The organism is Litoreibacter sp., assembly GCF_039974535.1.
Lineage (GTDB): Bacteria > Pseudomonadota > Alphaproteobacteria > Rhodobacterales > Rhodobacteraceae > Litoreibacter.
The window spans coordinates 43761-61890 of record NZ_JBDWIU010000010.1 but is presented as its reverse complement, the minus strand read 5'-3'; the positions used below and the strand labels follow the sequence as shown (position 1 = coordinate 61890).

The following is an 18130-nucleotide window of genomic DNA, read 5'->3' as shown; positions in this document are numbered from 1 at the left end:
CGGCTGAATTGTCCCTACATAGGCCAGAACTAAAGGAGACCCGATATGCCGACAGTCAAACCACTGCCTTCGTACCTGATCACCCGCTATCACGGCTGGAAAGCCACCACCTATTCCGACAATGAACCTTGGTACCGCAATCTGGCGGACAACGGGCAAAACCCGCGCGCCATGGTCATCTCATGCTGCGACAGCCGCGTGCATGTGACCTCGATCTTTGGCGCCGAACAGGGTGAGTTCTTCATCCACCGCAACATCGCCAATCTGGTGCCGCCCTACAGTCCCGATGGCGAACACCACGGTACATCCGCGGCGATTGAATACGCTGTTGGCGCGTTGAAGGTGGCGCATATCATCGTGGTTGGTCACTCCAACTGCGGTGGCGTTGCAGGGTGTCACGACATGTGTACCGGCCATGCGCCTGAGTTGGCCGAGAAGACCAGCTTCATTGGTCGTTGGATCGAAATCCTGCGTCCTGGTTATGAGCGCGTGAAACACATCGAGGATGAGGCCGAGCGCCGCACCGCGTTGGAAAAAGAGGCGGTGGTCGTCTCCTTGGAAAACCTCGAAACCTTCCCGTTTGTGACCGACGCGATCAAGCAAGGCAAACTCAGCTTGCATGGTTTGTGGACCGACATCGGCGAGGGAGGTCTGGAACATTACGTCCCAGACCAAGGGTTTAAATCCGTTTAACCTTTAAGGTCGCCAATTCATTTGGCGGCCTTCTGGCCAATCCATTTCCACATTCACGCGCACGGTTTTCTTCTCGCCCGGGCCAACTTCGAGGTTCCACACGGAAACCCCGCGCTTTTGTTCAAAGTCGCGCTCATCCGGTGATGGGCGGGCGTTGACTGAGACACTTAAATCTTCTTGTTCCGAATAGGGCAGCGCGAAGATTGTTTGGACGTCTTCCTCGTCGGCCAACAAATTCTCGACTGTGAACTCCATTTGCTGAACCCGTGTATTGCTGGAAGTCAGGAATCCACGATCGCCGGTGTCATTATCAAGCAGTTTGTAATCAAGCCGCAGCCCTTCGAGTGTGCCAAATGACACCTCGGCTTTGTCACCCGCTGCGACCAATGGCAAATGCGTGCGACCTACGAAAACGCCGTCACGCGACACAGACGCCTGACCCGGCAGGAAGGGTTCTTGCGTGGAGTTGGTGAATTCCGCCATCAAGAATGCGGTTTTGTCGAAACGCGGGGCTGCGCGGTTGAATTCGCGAGCGTCGAAGGTGAAGTCATCTAGGGCGAGGATCAGCTCGCCACCACCAGACGCAAGGTTAACAGGCTGGGGGTAATCGTAGGTGACCGATAAGCCATCTATAACCGCAGTGGCGTGAACTGCTTCCGCGACTACTGGTGCTGGTGCCCCATGGGCCACTCGGGAAAGGTCGTAATTGCTCGCGGCCTGAGATTCTATTCTACTACTCGCATACCCAGCTTTACCCTTTGGCTGGGCAAGGAAGGCTTGTGATGGATGAGGCACCGACGGGTTCACCTGCGCAAAAGGATTGGCCGTAGACAGGGTCAGATCGATATCGGACCACAGTTCGCCCGAGGATTGCTGCATGATAACCTTACGCTCCATTGACACATTCGCATCGTCACCACGTGTCAGATCCAAGTCGTAGTCCGCACGCCAGCCCGCGTTGTAGATCAAACTGTCGAGCGTCATTTCAACTGGACCAGCAATCGCAGCTTCAACCGACAAAGCCAACATCGTCACGGAACCTGTAGGAGGGGCTAGACGGTTCAAATCCTGCTCGGCCTGTTGCACAAGTTTTCGCGCCTCATCGCGCACCTTCTCATCTGCACGCAATGCAATGGAGGCCGCGTATTGATCCTTCCAAGCGTTCTCTAATTCCTGTGCCACCATGTTGCTGGCTGCCCTCATCGCATCAGCGTCGGCACCTGTTAAGGCAGCCCCAGTGAGCGTGCGTAGATAGGCATTTTTCGCACCCTGCGCTTCCACTTTCGCCTGACCTTGAACCACGACATCTTCAAGCGTCAGCAATGCTTCTTTGGCAGCTTCTACCCGTGCAAATGCGGCAGATTGAGCAGGCGAATAGGCAGATGTGGGATCAGCTAGAAAGTTATGCAGAACCTCCATTGCACCAATCGTGACACCTTCGGGGGCGTTAATGCGGGGCGGACCGTCGCTGTTGTTTCCAGCATAAGGCACCAAAATTCGATGTTTTCCCTGCGGCAGATCGGCAGCAATCGCGCGAGTGATTGTTGCCCCCTGAGAATAGACAGTAGCGGAGGTGACGGGTGCCACCACAGTGAAATCCTCGGCGTAAGCAGCGGAGGACAAAAGGGCAGCGGAAATGGCTAGGGAACGGAGCATATAAAAAGGGCCTCAAATCAATTGATCTGAGGCCCAATGTTTCGTGTCAGGGAAGGCTTTGCAAGCCTAGCCTTTTTTCAGAACCCGAGCGCCAAGTGTTTCAGCGATTTGCACTGCATTCAGGGCAGCACCCTTGCGCAAGTTATCGCTGACGCACCACAGGTTCAGACCGTTATCGATGGTGCTATCCTGACGGATACGCGAAATGAACGTCGCGAAATCACCAACGCATTCAACAGGCGTTACATAGCCGCCGTCTTCGCGTTTATCGATAACCATGACGCCCGGTGCTTCGCGCAGGATGTCGCGGGCCTCGTCTTCGTCGAGGTGGTCTTCGAACTCGATGTTGATCGATTCAGCGTGGCCCACAAACACAGGAACGCGCACACAAGTGGCGGTAACCTTGATATCTTTGTCGACGATCTTCTTGGTTTCAACGACCATTTTCCACTCTTCTTTGGTGGTGCCGTCTTCCATGAATACGTCGATATGCGGGATCACGTTGAACGCGATCTGCTTGGTGAACTTGTTGGCTGGCTTGTCATCAACGGGATTGTAGATCGACTTAGTTTGATCCCACAGCTCGTCGATGGCGTCTTTGCCCGCACCCGATACCGACTGGTATGTCGATACAACAACGCGCTTGATGCGCGCGCGGTCGTGCAAAGGTTTCAGCGCTACAACCATCTGCGCCGTGGAGCAGTTGGGGTTCGCGATGATGTTCTTCTTGGAGTAGCCAAGCACCGCCTCTGGGTTCACTTCAGGAACCACCAAAGGCACGTCTGGATCGTAGCGGTACAGCGACGAGTTATCGATAACCACACATCCCGCCGCAGCGGCTTGCGGGGCGTATTTCTTCGTGGCTTCGGAGCCAACGGCAAACAGCGCGATGTCCCAGCCCGTGAAATCAAACGTATCAAGGTCTTTCGTCTTCAAGGTTTTCTCGCCGAACGTGACTTCGGTGCCGATCGAGCGACGGGAGGCCAATGCCTCGATTGCGTCCACTGGGAACTGACGTTCATCCAGAATGTTCAGCATCTCGCGACCCACATTGCCAGTGGCGCCTACGATGACGATTTTGTAACCCATGATCCCTTTGATCCTTCTATAGGTCTTGTTTCAGACGGGGCCTGATACTCTGTTGTGACGGAATGCGAAAGGGGGATGTTGCCTCTGGCTTGCCGCGTGATGCCCAACTGCGCTACACAGTGCGCCAAAGAAGCCAAATGCGAGCCATTTCTTGACCCATCCCACAGACCCAGACTTGGCCACATCGGCGCAATCCGGCAGGCAGCTTTTTGCCCGTCTTTGGCGCGGCTATCTGCGCAGGCATTGGGCGCTATTTTTGCTGGCGCTGCTGTTCATGATCATTGAAGGCAGCACGCTGGGCGCACTTAGTTACCTGCTGCAGCCAATGTTCGATCTGGTATTCGTCGAGGGCCAAGCCAGCGCCATTTGGTGGGTTGGAACCGGAATATTTGCGCTGTTTGTTATCCGCGGCATAACCGGCATCATTCACAAAAGCATCCTGACTGGCGTCTCGTTTCGGGCCTCAACCGAGGTACAAGTAGACCTGTTACGCCACACCCTATCCCTTGATAACGCCTTTCATTCCCGCACCTCTCCGGGGACGCTGATTGAGCGCGTGCAAGGGGACGTTACCGCCATTCAAAGCCTGTGGAATATGATTCTCGTCAGTGCAGGGCGCGACTTTATAGCGTTGCTGTCACTATTGGGCGTCGCCATATCCATCGACTGGAAATGGACGCTGGTCGCCATCATCGGCGCACCTATGCTGGTTATCCCCAGCCTCATCGTTCAACGATATGTACGCAAGAAATCCACCTACCTGCGCGATGTCGCGGGCAAGCGGACCACACGGTTGGACGAGGTATTTCATGGCATAACGCCAATCAAGCTGAACCGGATGGAAGACTACCAATCCGAGAACTTTGCTGATCTGTCAGACACTTGGGTGAGATCTACGATCAAAACAACCATCGGGCAGGCAACTGTGCCTGCATTGGTAGACTTCGCCGTTGGCTTCGGCTTTTTCTGCGTTTTGCTTTATGGCGGCCCGCAAATTATCGCAGGCGAAAAGACCATCGGCGAGTTCATGAGCTTCTTTACGGCCATGTCACTGGCCTTCCAACCAATGCGCCGGTTGGGCGGGGTATTGGGGTATTGGGAGATGATGATCGCCAGCCTCAGTCGCATCTTTGGCCTGTTCGACACCAAACCCGCAGTCGAAGACCAGTCATCGACAGATGTAGAGCTGGACGGCTCACTGGTGGAATTCAAAGACGTAGCACTTTCCTATGGGGAGAATTCGGTTTTGAACGGCCTCTCTTTTGCCGCCAACTCCGGCACCACCACCGCCTTGGTGGGACCATCAGGAGCGGGCAAAAGCACCGTGTTCAATGTGTTGACCCGTTTGGTCGACCCAGCCAATGGAACAATCACCATTGGCGGCGTCGACGTCAAAGACATGCCGTTGTCGCAATTGCGCGGGCTGTTCTCGGTCGTGTCGCAGGACGCATTGCTGTTCGACGAAACCCTGCGCGAAAATATCCTCCTGGGACGTGACGATATCAGCGACGAACGCCTGACGCTGGTGCTTGAGGATGCCCATGTAAGCGACTTCCTCAAGAACTTACCGGACGGGTTGGAAACCCAAGTTGGCGCGCGCGGCAGCAACCTATCGGGGGGGCAACGCCAGCGCGTCGCCATCGCCCGTGCACTCTTGCGTGATACACCGATTCTCTTGCTGGATGAGGCGACAAGCGCCTTGGATGCCGAATCCGAAAAAGTGGTGCAAAAGGCATTAGAGCGCCTATCAGAGGGCCGCACCACGTTGGTCATCGCGCACCGCCTGTCAACGGTTCGAGACGCCGACCGGATTTTGGTTTTGGACCACGGCACATTGGCGGAGAGCGGTCCACATGACGAATTGTTGGCCAAAGGCGGCATCTATGCCCACCTACATGACCTGCAATTCCAAACCGGATCGCTACCTTTCACAGGCGAAATTCCCGCGACATCTGACCCGGCGACAGGCGCTACGAGCTTGGGGCGCATGTCCCAAGATAATGGCGAAACAGGCATGGTTGCGAAGATCACAAATTTGATTTGGCGATGGGTGCGCGGCAAAAATCGTTAGTGCGCGCTAGCCGCTCCGCTTTGACATGGCTGCGATTTGACTACGATACGTCCAGCGCTTCGCCTCCGCGATGATCTTTTGCCATAACGTACGTTTACGCGACACGGTGCTGCCGCCAGCTTCGGCAGTCAGATCCGCCACACCAGAAGGCACCACGCAATGTGGGCGCACCGATGTTTCCCAAAACATCTGCAAGAAGGTATCTACCGGGCGATCAATCTGCTCACTTGCCGCAAGCAAACTGCGGGCGGCCTCCAAGCTGACGAGCTGCGCGGAGGTACGAAGCGGCGTGATCTGAGGCCGAACAATCGCAGAAGACCCCAATTGATCGATCACATGGAAAGGTTGCTTCACCTCGCGCACCTGCAACTGGATATAGCCCAAAGATGAAACGTGTTTTTGCGCCATTGCCAACGCCGCATCGAAAACTGGCTGATCGATGGCCACGTCATCCTCAAATATCAGGGCTGCGGGGATATTGCGCGCGGCCATATGACGCCAAACGCTGCGGTGGCTCTCGAAGCAACCAATCTCGCCCATAGACAGTTTGAACGGGTAAGCAGGCTCAAACAAAGGGGCTTGCGATAGCAGCTGATCACGCGCGGTTGCCTCCATCGCGGCCCCATCACAAGCGGGCCAAATCTGCGCGGGTTTCGGTATCTTTGCGAGCATGGAATCGACATGGGGGCGGCGCGCAGTGGCACGCTCTAGATGGATAACAAAGGTTTCGATCACGATCTGCCGGCCTCTTCCCAAAGCTGATGATAGACGGCGTTTATGCCATCCACCTCGGTTTGAATTCCATAGCTTTCGCGTGCAACTTCAACTGCGCGATTGGACATCACCTCAAGGCGATCGGGATTGCTCAGCAACGCGTTGACCTTAGCAACCGCGCCGTCGACATCCCCAAGTGATACCACTTCGCCCGCTGTGCCATCAGATGAAAAGGCCGAGAAATACCCGGTATCTGTGGCCACGAAAGGCACGGCGGATGCCATTGCTTCTAGCGGGGTCATTCCATAACCCTCATACCGAGGCAAAGGCACCAAAAGGCTAAGGCCGCGCATTACTTTTCTAAGCTCATTAGGCTCTAACTCACCACAAAACAGTATTCGTTCACTTAAACCTGCAGTCGCAACACGAGCCTTCAAGTCTGCAAGAAACGTCTCATGCGAGCCACCTGCGCGACCAATCACAAGGGCCGTTGTGTCGGGATGATCAGGCAACACACGGATCATCGTATCCACGAATTGATCCGTGCCTTTTTCAGGTCGAATGCGTCCAACAGTGGCGACCCCTCGATTGCCTGCATGACCGGTTTCAGCCCACGCTTCAGCGCGATTTTGTGCAGGGCAGAACGCCTGTGTATCGACCCCATGCGGCACCACGGCGCGCACATGAGGGACATAAACAGCAGCTGCGTCAGTCGTTGCGATCACGGCGTCCATACGCGAAATCAACCAACGTGGAAATGCGGAGTGCCGCCGTTGGGCCGCGGAAGTGAACACAATGCGAATAGGAAGCCGCAACACATCGCGCGCCCAAAGCGCGGCACGCATCTCGGTGTTGCGACGCACGTGCCAGATCGCGAAGGGGTAGCCATCTGGTGCATTGCGCGACAAGGCGCGGGCGCTGCGTAGATCAATCGGTTGCGGGCAATCTGGCAAGGGGCGACCCACAAGGCGCAGGTCCATGTCCTTTGCCTGCGCACGCACAACCCCGGCCGCAGTCGCAGAGACACCGGTGAAGTTCTTGTTGAAATTGGTCACGAAGAGAGGCGCCGTTTTAGTCATGTTGATTGACTACGCGAGGTCGGGCAACAGCGCAAACTCTATGCTTTATCCATTGCGCCGAAGACCGGACACAATCAGCAACGCCCAGCCTAAAACGCCTTTACTATGAGCCGATAAATTTGCGTCAGCTTGGAACGTCAAAAGCTGTAGCAATTCCAGTGGCCCCGATGGCATCCGAACAACGATTTGCTGCGGCAAACCGTCGATGATCATCCGGTAATATTGGTAATAGGCTTGAGGCGACAACCACGAGAATAGGAAGAGCAGCACCAGACCTATCACCAACCGCAGCACCAAAGGTTTGTTCGCACTAAGACGCCATGAGGCGTAGAGCGTTCCCAAAAACAAAACCAACGACAAAACAAGCAGGCCGATTTGACCCGATTGAGAGAGGGTAAAAAAGCTATCAGATTCGTACATTTTAGACCCTAACTTAGACTAATCAGCTATTTCTTACGACGAGGGTGCAACGGCCATAGAAACGGGCTGATACGAGGAGAGGTGCCTGTTTCAGGCCGAGATCGTGTACGCAACACTGGTGTGCTGGAGGTGGTGGAGCGGCTCTCTCGCAGCACAATATATAAGCCACTGGCGATAATAATCGCTGAACCGAACAACGTGCCAATGTCGGGATATTCGTCGAAGAACAGGGCACCATAAGCGGAAGCCCACAGGATTTGGCTGTATTGCATAGGCGCGACGATCACCGCCTCGCCCGAGTTATAGGCGCCGATCAAAAAGCGACCTGCGATCCAAGCAAACAGCGCAACCACAGCGATGCGTCCTAGATCATCGATAGGCATCGGCACGTAGACCGTCGGCAAGAGCGCCCCCATCACCAAAAAGTTCGCCATCATCGGATACAGCATGATGACCACCGTGCGCTCGTCCCGACCAATTTTGCGCACGATGACAGACGCGAACGCCCCGCCAACGGCGCAGGCAAGCGCCGCTAAATGACCAAGGCCAAGCTCCGTTTGCCCTGGTCGAAGGACGACCAGAACGCCGCAAAGGCCAACCAAAACCGCGATCCAACGGCGTAGCCTGACCTCCTCGCCCAAGATCGGGATCGCTAGCACGGTAATGAGAAGGGGAGACGCGAAGATGATCGCATAGACCTGCGCCAAGGGCAGCACGGAAAACGCGTAAAATGCGGAGAACCCTGTGACCATCGCGGCGACAGCACGGGCGACCATCCAATAAGGGTGTCGTGGGATCAGGGTACCATTCGTTTGATCCCTAAGCAGCCACAAGGTGGCAATTGGGAAGCTAAAGAGCACCGAGAAAAAGACGATTTGCACGGGCGAATAGGTACCGCCCAGCACCTTGATTATAACGTCGTGGGTTGAGAAAACCCCGAACGCGACCAGTGCAAGTAATGCGCCTTTAACATTCGGGGTCATATCTCATCTCCTACAAGCTGGCTTCAAGCGCCCCCAAAATGACGTCGCCCATCTCGGTGGTCGAAATCGGGGTGCCGTCCTCAGGACCCATCAAGTCAGCGGTGCGGGCACCTTCGCTCAGGACCTTCTCGATTGCTTTCTCAAGGCGTGTTGCCTCGTCGCCTTGATCGAACGAGTAGCGCAGCGCCATCGCGAAGCTAAGGATACATGCGATCGGGTTGGCTTTGCCTTGGCCCGTGATGTCAGGCGCAGAGCCGTGAACTGGCTCGTACATTGCCTTAGGGCGGCCGTCTGCGTTTGGCAGGCCCAACGACGCGGAAGGCAACATGCCAAGCGAGCCGGTCAACATTGCCGCGCAGTCGGACAGCACGTCGCCAAACAGGTTGTCGGTAACGATGACGTCGAATTGCTTAGGTGCGCGCACCAGCTGCATCGCGCCATTGTCTGCGTACATGTGGGACAGCTCTACGTCAGGGTATTCGGCGTCGTGAATTTCTTGAACAACGTCACGCCACAGAATGCCCGATTCCATAACGTTCGCTTTTTCCATTGAGCAAACTTTGTTGCCGCGCTTACGCGCCAGCTCGAATGCGGAGCGGGCAACGCGCGCAATCTCGGATTCAGTGTAGCGCTGCGTGTTGATGCCAACGCGCTCGTTGCCTTCTTTGTGGATGCCGCGAGGCTCCCCGAAATACACACCAGAGGTCAATTCGCGCACGATCATGATGTCGAGGCCAGCCACGATGTCTTTCTTCAGCGACGAGAAGTCCGCCAATGCGTCAAAGCACTGGGCAGGGCGCAGGTTGGAGAACAGGTCCATCTCCTTGCGCAAACGCAGCAAGCCGCGCTCTGGCTTCAGCGAGAAGTCCAAGTCATCGTATTTCGGGCCGCCAACAGCGCCGAGCAGAACTGCGTCGACTTCCATGGCCCGGGCCATAGTTTCGTCCGTCAAGGGTACGCCGTGCTTGTCATAAGCCGCACCGCCAACCAGATCAGTTTCAACGTCAAACTTAAGATCACGCTTTTCACCGAACCAGTCGATGATGCGCATGACTTGCGTCATTACTTCGGGGCCGATGCCGTCGCCCGGCAGGATCAGAATGGATGGGTTAGACATGGGAAGCGCTCCGTAAAATATGGTCCACAGCGGGGTATCGCGCGGGGCTTACGGGGTCAAGGTAGCAAGGGCTAATCCATAATCGGGATTGAGGCGTCTTGCGACAATCCCGGCCTTAGACCCTCTTCAAGCACCTTCCAAACCGCGGCCACCTTTGGAGTATGGCGTAACGCCTCATGAGTGCTTAACCAAAGCTCCAAGCCCGGCACAGGGAAACGAGGCAACAGCTCCTCAACATGCGGCATAGATGAGCCAAGCGGACAGGACATGATACCGATACCCACCCCTGCACGGATCATTTCGCAATGTATGTTCTGCGCGTCACAGCGGAAAGCGAAATCACTTCGCGACAACTGCCAACCGAGCTTCGCCGCACCACGAATAAAGCGCTCCGAGCGGTCATATCCCAACAGATCATGCGTCATAAGCTCCTCAATCGTGTTAGGCCGACCACATCGATCCAGATAGCTGGTCGCCGCGAAGAACCCGAGCTTCAGGACGCCAATCTTCTTGGTCACGATTTCCAACTGGGTTGGGCGATACATCCGCAATGCAATATCCGCCTCGCGAAACAGCAGGTTTTCACTTTGGTCTGTCGAGTTCAGCTCGATCTGAATGTCCGGATAGCTAATCCGAAGCTGAGCAATAATGGGCGGCAGGGAATACTGCGCGGTGAACTCGCTGGCGGTAATGCGAACCGTGCCATTTAACGAGTTATCGTGTCCAGCAGCTGCTGTCGCCAGCTCGGATGCGGCCTCCGACATTGCGCGGGCATGGGGCAACAATGCCTCGCCCTCAGGTGTCAGGGTTAAGCCTTTGGGTTGCCGGTGAAACACCTCAATACCAAGCTGTTCTTCCATCAGCTTCACCTGACGACCTAAGGTGGGTTGGCTTACCCCCAACGCCCGAGCGGCACCAGAAAGCGACCCTTCGGCCACCACTGACAGAAATGCTTGAATCAAGGTCCAGTCTAGACGGTCAATACGCTCCATTCAGATATGAATAGCAGACCATCACATTTTGGCAATTCCATCACAAAACTGAATGGTTGACGTTGAGGCATCTCAAGTTTGGAGAATTTAACATGAGCAAGTCAGTCCTTATCCTCGGTGCGAATGGTCGCTTTGGCCGCAATGCCGCCGCCGCCTTTTCTTGGGCGAACTGGAACGTCACACGTTTTGATCGCGCCACCGACACATTGCCAGATGCGGCATGGGGCGCGGATATTATCATCAACGCATGGAATCCAGCTTACCCCGACTGGGCGCGCATTGTGCCAGAGTTAACCGCGCAGGTTATTGATACCGCCAAGGACACTGGCGCAACGGTTCTGATACCGGGGAATATTTACAATTACGGCACTGATATGCCTGCCGAGTTGCGCGAGAGCACCCCTCACAACCCGACCAGTCCGTTGGGCCAAATTCGCAACGATATGGAGCAAAGCTACCGCGATGCCAGAGTGCGCACCATTGTATTGCGAGCGGGCGATTTCATCGACACATCCGCAAGTGGAAATTGGTACGACAAAGTAATCACAGCCAAGTTGGGCAAAGGGCTAGTGGATTACCCCGGCAACCTAGACGTGCCCCATGCTTGGGCCTTTTTGCACGATCTCGCCGATGCCGCTGTCATGCTGTGTGACAAAGCCGCGGAACTGCCAGTATTTTTCGAGGCAAACTTCCCCGGCTACACGTTGACCGCGCGCGAATTACATCACGCCATCGAACAAGCAACAGGGCGCCGCCTCATGTTGCGTGAAATGCCTTGGTGGCCAGTGAAGCTGGCACGCCCGTTTTGGCCCACAGCAAAACCGCTATTGGAGATGCAGTACCTATGGGACACGCCACATAGCATAGTCTCCGAGCGTTTAGGCGAATTGCTCCCAGACTTTGCGCCTACCCCTTTGCATGAGGCCATCGCAGCATCATTGCCAGATCACATCGACCCAAACGGGAAAGTGGCGCGAAGCTCCTGCCCCATCAAACGCCCGTTCAACTTTTGCTGCCCTAATGCCAAAACCACGTGACGCCAAGATGTAGTCAACCTGAAGTGAAAGCCCCGAGGACCACAGCGCGGTAGGCTCCGGTCGCACTGGGTTTTGCAACAACTCATGGCCCAGCAAGGCGTTTAATGCTGGCTTCAAGCCTTCACCCGCAGTGGGATCATTGTTGAGGGTCCCAAGCAAGACAAACGGGGCGTTATTGATCTTGCTCTGCTCAATGTAGCGACGCCAGAAAGTGAGTTGGGCTGCATTGCGCAAGCCGTTACGATCCTCTGGCCCATCAAAGGCAGGTGTTGACGCGTGGGTCGTTAACACATGTATCGGGCCATCGGGGGTTTCGATCTGAACATCCCAAGCCCCGACAGAATGTAACGGCAAAACGTCCAACTCTTGGTTGGAAAAGTAGTTTCCAGCGGGCAAGTTTTGCGCCCCTTCGTCCCGCCATAACGCGGCACTAAGATCCTTTGATTGCCGCTCACGTACAGGGAAGCGGGACAAGATCAACATTCCGCCCTGCCCTGCGAATTCCGCGTAACCTAGCATGTCCCGTGGCTCACCAAGCCGCTGGTTTCTATCTAGGTCAAACCCGCTATCGATCCCAGTATTGGGACGTGCCGTAAATCGATGCGGCATGGCATGGCCCAACTCGCGCAACCGCTCTTGTATCAACGAGGCGGCGTATTGATCGTGATCAAAGTCGACGTTCTGTAGAGCGACGATGTCGGGGGCAAGCTTGGCAATCAGTGACAGATCCTCAAGCGTTTCTTCTCGAAGAAGGTCTCGAACAAGCAAAGCCGGCCCGTCGCGAGACAGGCCGGTATGAAATGTCATTATCCGGTAGGTTTCAGCAGTCGCGGGCCAAACCGCGACCAGCAGAAATATTAGGCCGGCAACAAACCAGCTGCGACGGCACGGGCCCCACGCATCCGCTTTTCGTCGATCATGTCGGCAATGCGGTTCATCGCAATACCACGCATGAACAAGCTTGCGGGAAGGAAAGCCCATATGGCGATCATCCAGACCAGTGTTTGCGGCGATTCCATCATCGACGCATCAAACAAACCTGACGCCGAGCGCGCCACAGCAGGAGTGAAGAATGGCAGGAAAAACCCTAACACGATGTTAAAACGGGCATCGCGGTTCAATCGTGCCACCACATCACCGCCCATAGTTGGGTCGAACGTCGGCAGGTTGGTCCAGAAGTTGAACGCCTGCGTGCGGTTTGGCCACCCCATGACGCGAAGGACGATCAAGAACACCGCCAACGTCAGCAAGGAGACCAGATAGCTGAGGCCCACAGCGGCACGCATCAAGTTCATATGCTCGGCGTTGGTTTGGTCAGGCACCAACAGCATGATCAAACGTACGGGGCTGTAGGGGAAGTCGATAACATAACCCACAAGATGCCCAACAGCTTGAATAAACCGCGTCAGCGTTGTGGGCTCGTAAAGGCCGCGAAAAATGATCGACAGAAGAAAAACTGTCACGAAAAGCGACATGAAACGCACGCGGTTGAACGGCGGCGCATTGCGGAATTCGATGAGGCAGGGGTAATTGGAGCCGTATTCAATAAGCGTAATCAGGCCTGCGAACAGTCCAAGCAACACGACCATCTGTGTCGTGTCTTGCGTCACACCCGGCAGCAATAAAGATGGCGTGCAGATTAACAGCACGACAAACATTGCTCGGGCGACCGCGCCTATTAGGCGTGATACCACTTTTAAAAACCCCTCAACCCGGATGGGCCCGATACTTTGCCGAACCCTATCCCAGAAAGATGATCCTTTGGCTTCTGCCGAAAGGTCTCTCATTTTCATTGCCTCAGTTTTGCTAAATTTCCGCATGTTCTTCAACATTCTGATAAGACTCAGGGGTTTTATAGGGAGATTTCGTGGTATTCTTGTGTCACAACAAACAGCCAAAAAGCGTATGTAGAAGTGACCGCAAGGGAATCCCCTACATTTAGATCTGATCATGTCAGCAATGTGATCTGCAGGCCATTTATTATGGGGTAACTGGTTAACCGCCACGACTCTCCTGCGCCCTTAACCAATGACTTGGTGACGCTTCTTTAATTCTTAAAAATTCGCGGTTGAAATTCGATTTGGTATTAAAGCCCGCAGACAACATTGCGGATGTCACGCTCTCCCCAGCTTTCAATGCCTCACAGGCCACATCAACCCGCAGCTCGTTGATATAGCGAGAAACATTCTCCCCAGTTGTGCGATTTATCGCAGACGACACGGATTTAACCGGCAAGGTTAAACGGCGCGCAATCTGGGTGAGTGTCAGGTCAGGATCAAGGTAGAGCTTTTGCTGCTCCATCAACGCCTTGAGCCGCGCCATGATCTTCACGTCCTCTTCGGGATCAATAACGACCTTCAGGGCTACTGGGGCATCTTCCTTTGGATCGGGATCCATCAAGCTGTTCGACAGGCTCAGTCCCCCAAGCAGCAACAGCATGCCAGTAGAAGATACAACAATGATCCAAGGCTGCCATGCGCCATGCCCCATGATCTGGGCCACAATGATCGCCAAATCGCCAAAGGACGACACGATCAAAGACCCCCCAATTACCCGCCACACCAGCGCAGGCACATTGCCCGCCGACAGGCGCGTGATTGGCAAGGCATCCGACCCTCGTGACGACCCGAGTAAGATAACGCAGCCATACCCAAAGAACGCGGCCGGGATAACATAGTCCAACGGGCCACGCGCGAAGACCACGCAGAACGCGATAAAAATCGGAACCAAAGCGTGCGGCACATGACGAGACCACGAAAAGCGGCGCACGGCAGAGGTCTCAAAGGCGATCCACGCAGTCACTGGTATCGCCGCCGCCGTGATGGGTTGCAGCAAGCGTGCCCACGGCAACCCGTAGTGTTGTGCAAGGGTAATGATCAGGCTTTGCAAAGACGCCTGCAGCAACAGCAAGGCGATAAAACTACGCCCTCGTCCATCGACCACAAGCTTCAAAAACATAAAGCCAAGTACGAGACAGCCAAACAAGGGGACGGGTAAAACGGGCATAGATCGGGGTCCTTTCTAGCCTTCAATAGTCCTCAAACGCGTTCTGCTCGACCTGAAACCGGTTTTGGGACGCCGCACCCCGCAGTTTTTCGCATCACCGCTCCAATAGCATCACACATTGAAGGAGCATCGACATGAAACTACTCACAACTCTTGCAGCCGCAACAGCGCTTACACCCGCCATGACCTTGGCCGAGCCAAACATCGCCATGAGCGACTACACCTACCAAGCAAAGCACCACGGCTCAGAGGTTCCGGCGGTCATCTGGTATCCGTCGACCAGCGGTGGCGATACAACACGCGTGGCCGAGAACGCCGTTTTCTACGGCATCGACGCACGGACCGATGGCACCTTGGCGGATGGAGAAAAACTGCCTGTAGTACTTTTGTCCCACGGGCTAGGCGGGAACTGGCGGTCAATGACATGGCTTGCGGGTGATCTGGCGGCACAGGGCGCGTTGGTTATCAGTTTGAACCATCCGGCGAGCTCTACCTTTGATTTCGACATGCGTAGAGGTTTGAAGCATTGGACCCGCGCACGCGATATGTCGCGCGCATTAGATAAGCTGCTTGATGACCCGATGTTCGCGGGGCGCATTGATACCAGCCGCATCATGGCGGCGGGGTTTTCCTATGGGGGGTGGACTGCCCTATCCCTTGGCGGCGTGACTGCAAACCTTGCGGGCGAGATTGCTGAATGCGAAATCCAGCAAGATGCATCGTCCCATTGTGCGGACCTGCGCAAAGCAGGCGTGAGCTTTGATCAGATGGATGCCGATATGTGGGACGCATCTTACAAGGATGCACGGATCACCCATGTCGCGGCAATGGACCCTGCCCTGCACCACGGCTTCACGGCCAAGAACGTAGCTGATCTGGATACTGACACTTTGCTGATTGGCCTAGGCGAAGGCGAAGACCGGCTGATTGCCACCGATTTCGACGCCAGTGGGCTTACTGATCTACTCAAAGAAGCCGAGGTCGTGCGCATCGCGCCTGCGTTCCATTTTAGCTTGCTGCCCCTGTGCAAACCTGCGGGAGCTGCGATCTTGAAAGACGAGAACGATGACCCCGTTTGCACCGACCCAGAGGGCGCAGACCGTGCGGCGATACATAGCCAAGTGATCGCGCTGATTTCGACGCAACTGGATCTGTAAAATGAAAACGGCCAGCCCCGAGATATCAGGGCTGGCCGTCTTATTCGTAATGTTAGCCGCTTAGACCCAAGGACGGGCTGCGCTGGCTTTTGCCTCGAACGCTTTAACGCTGTCGACTTTTTCCATTGTCAGGCCGATGTCATCAAGACCGTTCATCAGGCAGTGCTTCTTGAAGCTGTCGACCTCGAAGCTGAACGCCTCGCCATCGGATGTCGTGATGGTTTGCGCATCCAGGTCAACGGACATACGTGCGTTGGAGCCCTTCTCGGCGTCCTTCATCAGTACGTCTACTTGCTCTTGCGGCAAAACGATCGGCAGGATGCCGTTCTTGAAGCAGTTGTTGTAGAAGATGTCGGCGTAGCTAGGGGCCACAACGCAGCGGATGCCAAAGTCTTTAATGGCCCAAGGCGCGTGCTCGCGCGAAGAGCCGCAACCGAAGTTATCGCCAGCAACCAAAATCTCGGTTTCACGGTATTGCGTCTTGTTCAAAACGAAGTCCGCAATCTCGTTGCCTTGGCGGTCAAAGCGCATCTCGTCAAACAGGTTCGCGCCAAGGCCCGAGCGCTTGATAGTTTTCAAAAATTGCTTTGGAATGATCATATCGGTGTCGATATTGACCAGCGGCATAGGTGCCGCGATGCCTGTGAGTGTGTCGAATTTATCCATTACATCATCTCCCGAACGTCGGTGAGTTTACCGGTGATTGCAGCCGCAGCCGCCATACCAGGCGAGACCAAGTGGGTACGTCCCTTGTAGCCTTGGCGACCCTCGAAGTTCCGGTTGGAGGTGGACGCGCAACGCTCGCCTTCCGCCAACTGATCGGGGTTCATCGCCAGACACATGGAACAGCCTGCAAGACGCCATTCAAAACCTGCATTTTTAAAGATGTCGGCCAAGCCTTCTTCTTCAGCCTGCGCACGCACAAGGCCAGAGCCCGGAACGATCATTGCGCGCAAACCTTCTTTGACTTTCTTGCCCTTCAGGATTTCAGCGGCAGCGCGCAGATCTTCGATACGACCGTTTGTGCAAGAGCCGATGAAGACCGTGTCGATTTCGATGTCAGTCAGTGGCTCACCGGCTGTTAGGCCCATGTAGTCGAGGGAGCGCTGAACCGCGTCAACCTTGCCGCCTTCATATTCGGACGGCGATGGAACCAAAGCGGTGATTGGCAGAACGTCTTCTGGCGATGTGCCCCAAGTCACGGATGGTGCAATGTCTTCGCCCTTCAGGGTGATGACTTTGTCGAAATGCGCCCCTTCGTCAGTAAAAAGCGTTTTCCAGTAAGCAACGGCTGCTTCCCATGCCGCGCCTTTTGGCGCGTGAGGACGGCCCATGCAGTATGCGTAAGTTGTCTCATCCGGCGCAATCAAGCCAGCGCGCGCGCCGCCCTCAATAGCCATGTTGCAGACAGTCATGCGGCCTTCCATCGACAGGTCGCGGATCGCTTCGCCGCAATATTCGATGACGTAACCAGTCCCACCAGCAGTGCCGGTTTCACCAATCACGGACATAGTGATGTCCTTGGCAGTCACGCCGGGGCGCAGCTTGCCAGTGATTTCGACCTTCATGTTCAGCGACTTTTTCTGGATCAGCGTTTGCGTTGCCAGAACGTGCTCAACTTCCGATGTGCCGATACCGTGGGCAAGCGAGCCAAACGCACCGTGCGTGGCAGTGTGGCTGTCGCCGCAAACCACGGTCATACCTGGAAGGGTCCAGCCCTGTTCTGGGCCAACGATGTGCACGATACCTTGGCGCACGTCGGACACCGGGTAGTAGTGCAGGCCAAATTCCTTGGCGTTCTTGTCGAGGGCCTCAACCTGAATGCGGCTGTCCTCGGTCATGGTTTTCGCATTGGCGCGGTCCAGCGTGGTTGGCACGTTGTGATCAGGAACAGCGATTGTTTTGTCAGGCGCGTGCACCGGACGGTTCGCCATGCGCAGACCTTCAAAGGCCTGCGGGCTGGTCACTTCGTGAACCAAGTGGCGGTCGATATAAAGAAGGCAAGTGCCGTCTTCGGCTTCATGGGCTACGTGTGCATCCCAGATTTTATCATAGATCGTCTTGGGGGACATGATGGTCCTCTCCCGTAATTGGATAAGATTGATAGGCTGACAGA

17 protein-coding genes are annotated in these 18130 nt (G+C 55.4%); 4 read left to right on the top strand and 13 right to left on the bottom strand.

Annotated features, from left to right (window positions below; all coding sequences use genetic code 11):
• Positions 1-45 precede the first annotated feature (45 nt).
• Complete coding sequence (locus ABJN86_RS07815; protein WP_348366075.1) at positions 46-693, top strand: carbonic anhydrase; 648 nt, start codon at positions 46-48, stop codon at positions 691-693.
• A 3-nt stretch (positions 694-696) separates the two neighbouring features.
• Here the strand turns inward: ABJN86_RS07815 and ABJN86_RS07810 are convergent, their stop codons facing one another.
• The gene (locus ABJN86_RS07810; protein WP_348366074.1) at positions 697-2349 is read right to left on the bottom strand and encodes a mucoidy inhibitor MuiA family protein; all 1653 of its coding nucleotides are present in this window, start codon (positions 2347-2349) and stop codon (positions 697-699) included.
• Positions 2350-2415: 66 nt separating this feature from the next.
• Positions 2416-3438: an aspartate-semialdehyde dehydrogenase gene (locus ABJN86_RS07805; RefSeq protein WP_348366072.1), complete on the bottom strand. Its 1023-nt coding sequence runs from the start codon at positions 3436-3438 to the stop codon at positions 2416-2418.
• 151 nt (positions 3439-3589) lie between these two features.
• On the opposite strand from ABJN86_RS07805, the gene ABJN86_RS07800 reads away from it, so the two are divergent.
• Positions 3590-5509 carry an ABC transporter ATP-binding protein gene (locus tag ABJN86_RS07800; RefSeq protein WP_348366070.1) on the top strand — a complete coding sequence of 640 codons (1920 nt, stop codon included), beginning with the start codon at positions 3590-3592 and terminating at the stop codon, positions 5507-5509.
• 6 nt (positions 5510-5515) lie between these two features.
• Here ABJN86_RS07800 and ABJN86_RS07795 read toward each other — a convergent pair whose 3' ends face one another.
• The 6 genes from ABJN86_RS07795 to ABJN86_RS07770 form a co-directional block, all read right to left on the bottom strand.
• On the bottom strand, positions 5516-6244 hold the full coding sequence (locus ABJN86_RS07795) for a glycosyltransferase family 25 protein (protein ID WP_348366068.1): 729 nt from the start codon (positions 6242-6244) through the stop codon (positions 5516-5518).
• Complete coding sequence (locus tag ABJN86_RS07790) at positions 6241-7302, bottom strand: glycosyltransferase family 4 protein (RefSeq protein ID WP_348366066.1); 1062 nt, start codon at positions 7300-7302, stop codon at positions 6241-6243. Before ABJN86_RS07790 ends, ABJN86_RS07795 begins: the two co-directional genes overlap by 4 nt.
• A 45-nt stretch (positions 7303-7347) precedes the next feature.
• Entirely contained in the window at positions 7348-7722 is a 375-nt protein-coding gene (locus tag ABJN86_RS07785) for a hypothetical protein (protein ID WP_348366065.1), read from the bottom strand.
• A gap of 26 nt (positions 7723-7748) precedes the next feature.
• A complete protein-coding gene (locus tag ABJN86_RS07780) occupies positions 7749-8705 on the bottom strand; it encodes a DMT family transporter (RefSeq protein WP_348366063.1) in 957 nt (318 codons plus the stop codon).
• Between the two features lie 10 nt (positions 8706-8715).
• Positions 8716-9822 (bottom strand): 3-isopropylmalate dehydrogenase, encoded by a 1107-nt coding sequence (gene leuB / locus ABJN86_RS07775; RefSeq protein WP_348366061.1) that lies wholly within the window; start codon positions 9820-9822, stop codon positions 8716-8718.
• A gap of 71 nt (positions 9823-9893) precedes the next feature.
• A complete protein-coding gene (locus ABJN86_RS07770; protein WP_348366059.1) occupies positions 9894-10814 on the bottom strand; it encodes a LysR family transcriptional regulator in 921 nt (306 codons plus the stop codon).
• A 92-nt stretch (positions 10815-10906) separates the two neighbouring features.
• Between ABJN86_RS07770 and ABJN86_RS07765 the strand changes: the two genes are divergently transcribed.
• Entirely contained in the window at positions 10907-11851 is a 945-nt protein-coding gene (locus tag ABJN86_RS07765) for an epimerase (protein ID WP_348366058.1), read from the top strand.
• Here ABJN86_RS07765 and ABJN86_RS07760 read toward each other — a convergent pair.
• From ABJN86_RS07760 to ABJN86_RS07750, 3 genes are all read right to left on the bottom strand, one after another.
• Positions 11750-12658, bottom strand: a complete 909-nt coding sequence (locus ABJN86_RS07760) for an endonuclease/exonuclease/phosphatase family protein (RefSeq protein ID WP_348366056.1) — start codon at positions 12656-12658, stop codon at positions 11750-11752. The genes ABJN86_RS07765 and ABJN86_RS07760 overlap by 102 nt on opposite strands.
• A 50-nt stretch (positions 12659-12708) precedes the next feature.
• The gene (locus ABJN86_RS07755; protein ID WP_348366055.1) at positions 12709-13545 is read right to left on the bottom strand and encodes a hypothetical protein; all 837 of its coding nucleotides are present in this window, start codon (positions 13543-13545) and stop codon (positions 12709-12711) included.
• Positions 13546-13846: 301 nt separating this feature from the next.
• Positions 13847-14857 carry an AraC family transcriptional regulator gene (locus tag ABJN86_RS07750; protein ID WP_348366054.1) on the bottom strand — a complete coding sequence of 337 codons (1011 nt, stop codon included), beginning with the start codon at positions 14855-14857 and terminating at the stop codon, positions 13847-13849.
• Between the two features lie 134 nt (positions 14858-14991).
• Between ABJN86_RS07750 and ABJN86_RS07745 the strand changes: the two genes are divergently transcribed.
• On the top strand, positions 14992-16014 hold the full coding sequence (locus tag ABJN86_RS07745; RefSeq protein WP_348366052.1) for a hypothetical protein: 1023 nt from the start codon (positions 14992-14994) through the stop codon (positions 16012-16014).
• Positions 16015-16074: 60 nt separating this feature from the next.
• Here ABJN86_RS07745 and leuD read toward each other — a convergent pair whose 3' ends face one another.
• Positions 16075-16680, bottom strand: coding sequence for a 3-isopropylmalate dehydratase small subunit (gene leuD / locus ABJN86_RS07740; protein ID WP_348366051.1), 606 nt, complete (start codon positions 16678-16680; stop codon positions 16075-16077).
• Complete coding sequence (gene leuC / locus ABJN86_RS07735; RefSeq protein WP_348366049.1) at positions 16680-18086, bottom strand: 3-isopropylmalate dehydratase large subunit; 1407 nt, start codon at positions 18084-18086, stop codon at positions 16680-16682. The genes leuD and leuC overlap by 1 nt, the downstream gene beginning before the upstream one ends.
• Between the last annotated feature and the right edge of the window lie 44 nt (positions 18087-18130).

Excerpts from the sequence above, each read along its gene's own strand:
- ABJN86_RS07815 (WP_348366075.1), top strand. The coding sequence starts at position 46 with ATGCCGACAGTCAAACCACTGCCTTCGTACCTGATCACCCGCTATCAC.
- ABJN86_RS07810 (WP_348366074.1), bottom strand. The coding sequence starts at position 2,349 with ATGCTCCGTTCCCTAGCCATTTCCGCTGCCCTTTTGTCCTCCGCTGCT.
- ABJN86_RS07805 (WP_348366072.1), bottom strand. The coding sequence starts at position 3,438 with ATGGGTTACAAAATCGTCATCGTAGGCGCCACTGGCAATGTGGGTCGC.
- ABJN86_RS07790 (WP_348366066.1), bottom strand. The coding sequence starts at position 7,302 with ATGACTAAAACGGCGCCTCTCTTCGTGACCAATTTCAACAAGAACTTC.
- ABJN86_RS07785 (WP_348366065.1), bottom strand. The coding sequence starts at position 7,722 with ATGTACGAATCTGATAGCTTTTTTACCCTCTCTCAATCGGGTCAAATC.
- ABJN86_RS07780 (WP_348366063.1), bottom strand. The coding sequence starts at position 8,705 with ATGACCCCGAATGTTAAAGGCGCATTACTTGCACTGGTCGCGTTCGGG.
- leuB (WP_348366061.1), bottom strand. The coding sequence starts at position 9,822 with ATGTCTAACCCATCCATTCTGATCCTGCCGGGCGACGGCATCGGCCCC.
- ABJN86_RS07770 (WP_348366059.1), bottom strand. The coding sequence starts at position 10,814 with ATGGAGCGTATTGACCGTCTAGACTGGACCTTGATTCAAGCATTTCTG.
- ABJN86_RS07765 (WP_348366058.1), top strand. The coding sequence starts at position 10,907 with ATGAGCAAGTCAGTCCTTATCCTCGGTGCGAATGGTCGCTTTGGCCGC.
- ABJN86_RS07760 (WP_348366056.1), bottom strand. The coding sequence starts at position 12,658 with ATGACATTTCATACCGGCCTGTCTCGCGACGGGCCGGCTTTGCTTGTT.
- ABJN86_RS07750 (WP_348366054.1), bottom strand. The coding sequence starts at position 14,857 with ATGCCCGTTTTACCCGTCCCCTTGTTTGGCTGTCTCGTACTTGGCTTT.
- ABJN86_RS07745 (WP_348366052.1), top strand. The coding sequence starts at position 14,992 with ATGAAACTACTCACAACTCTTGCAGCCGCAACAGCGCTTACACCCGCC.
- leuD (WP_348366051.1), bottom strand. The coding sequence starts at position 16,680 with ATGGATAAATTCGACACACTCACAGGCATCGCGGCACCTATGCCGCTG.
- leuC (WP_348366049.1), bottom strand. The coding sequence starts at position 18,086 with ATGTCCCCCAAGACGATCTATGATAAAATCTGGGATGCACACGTAGCC.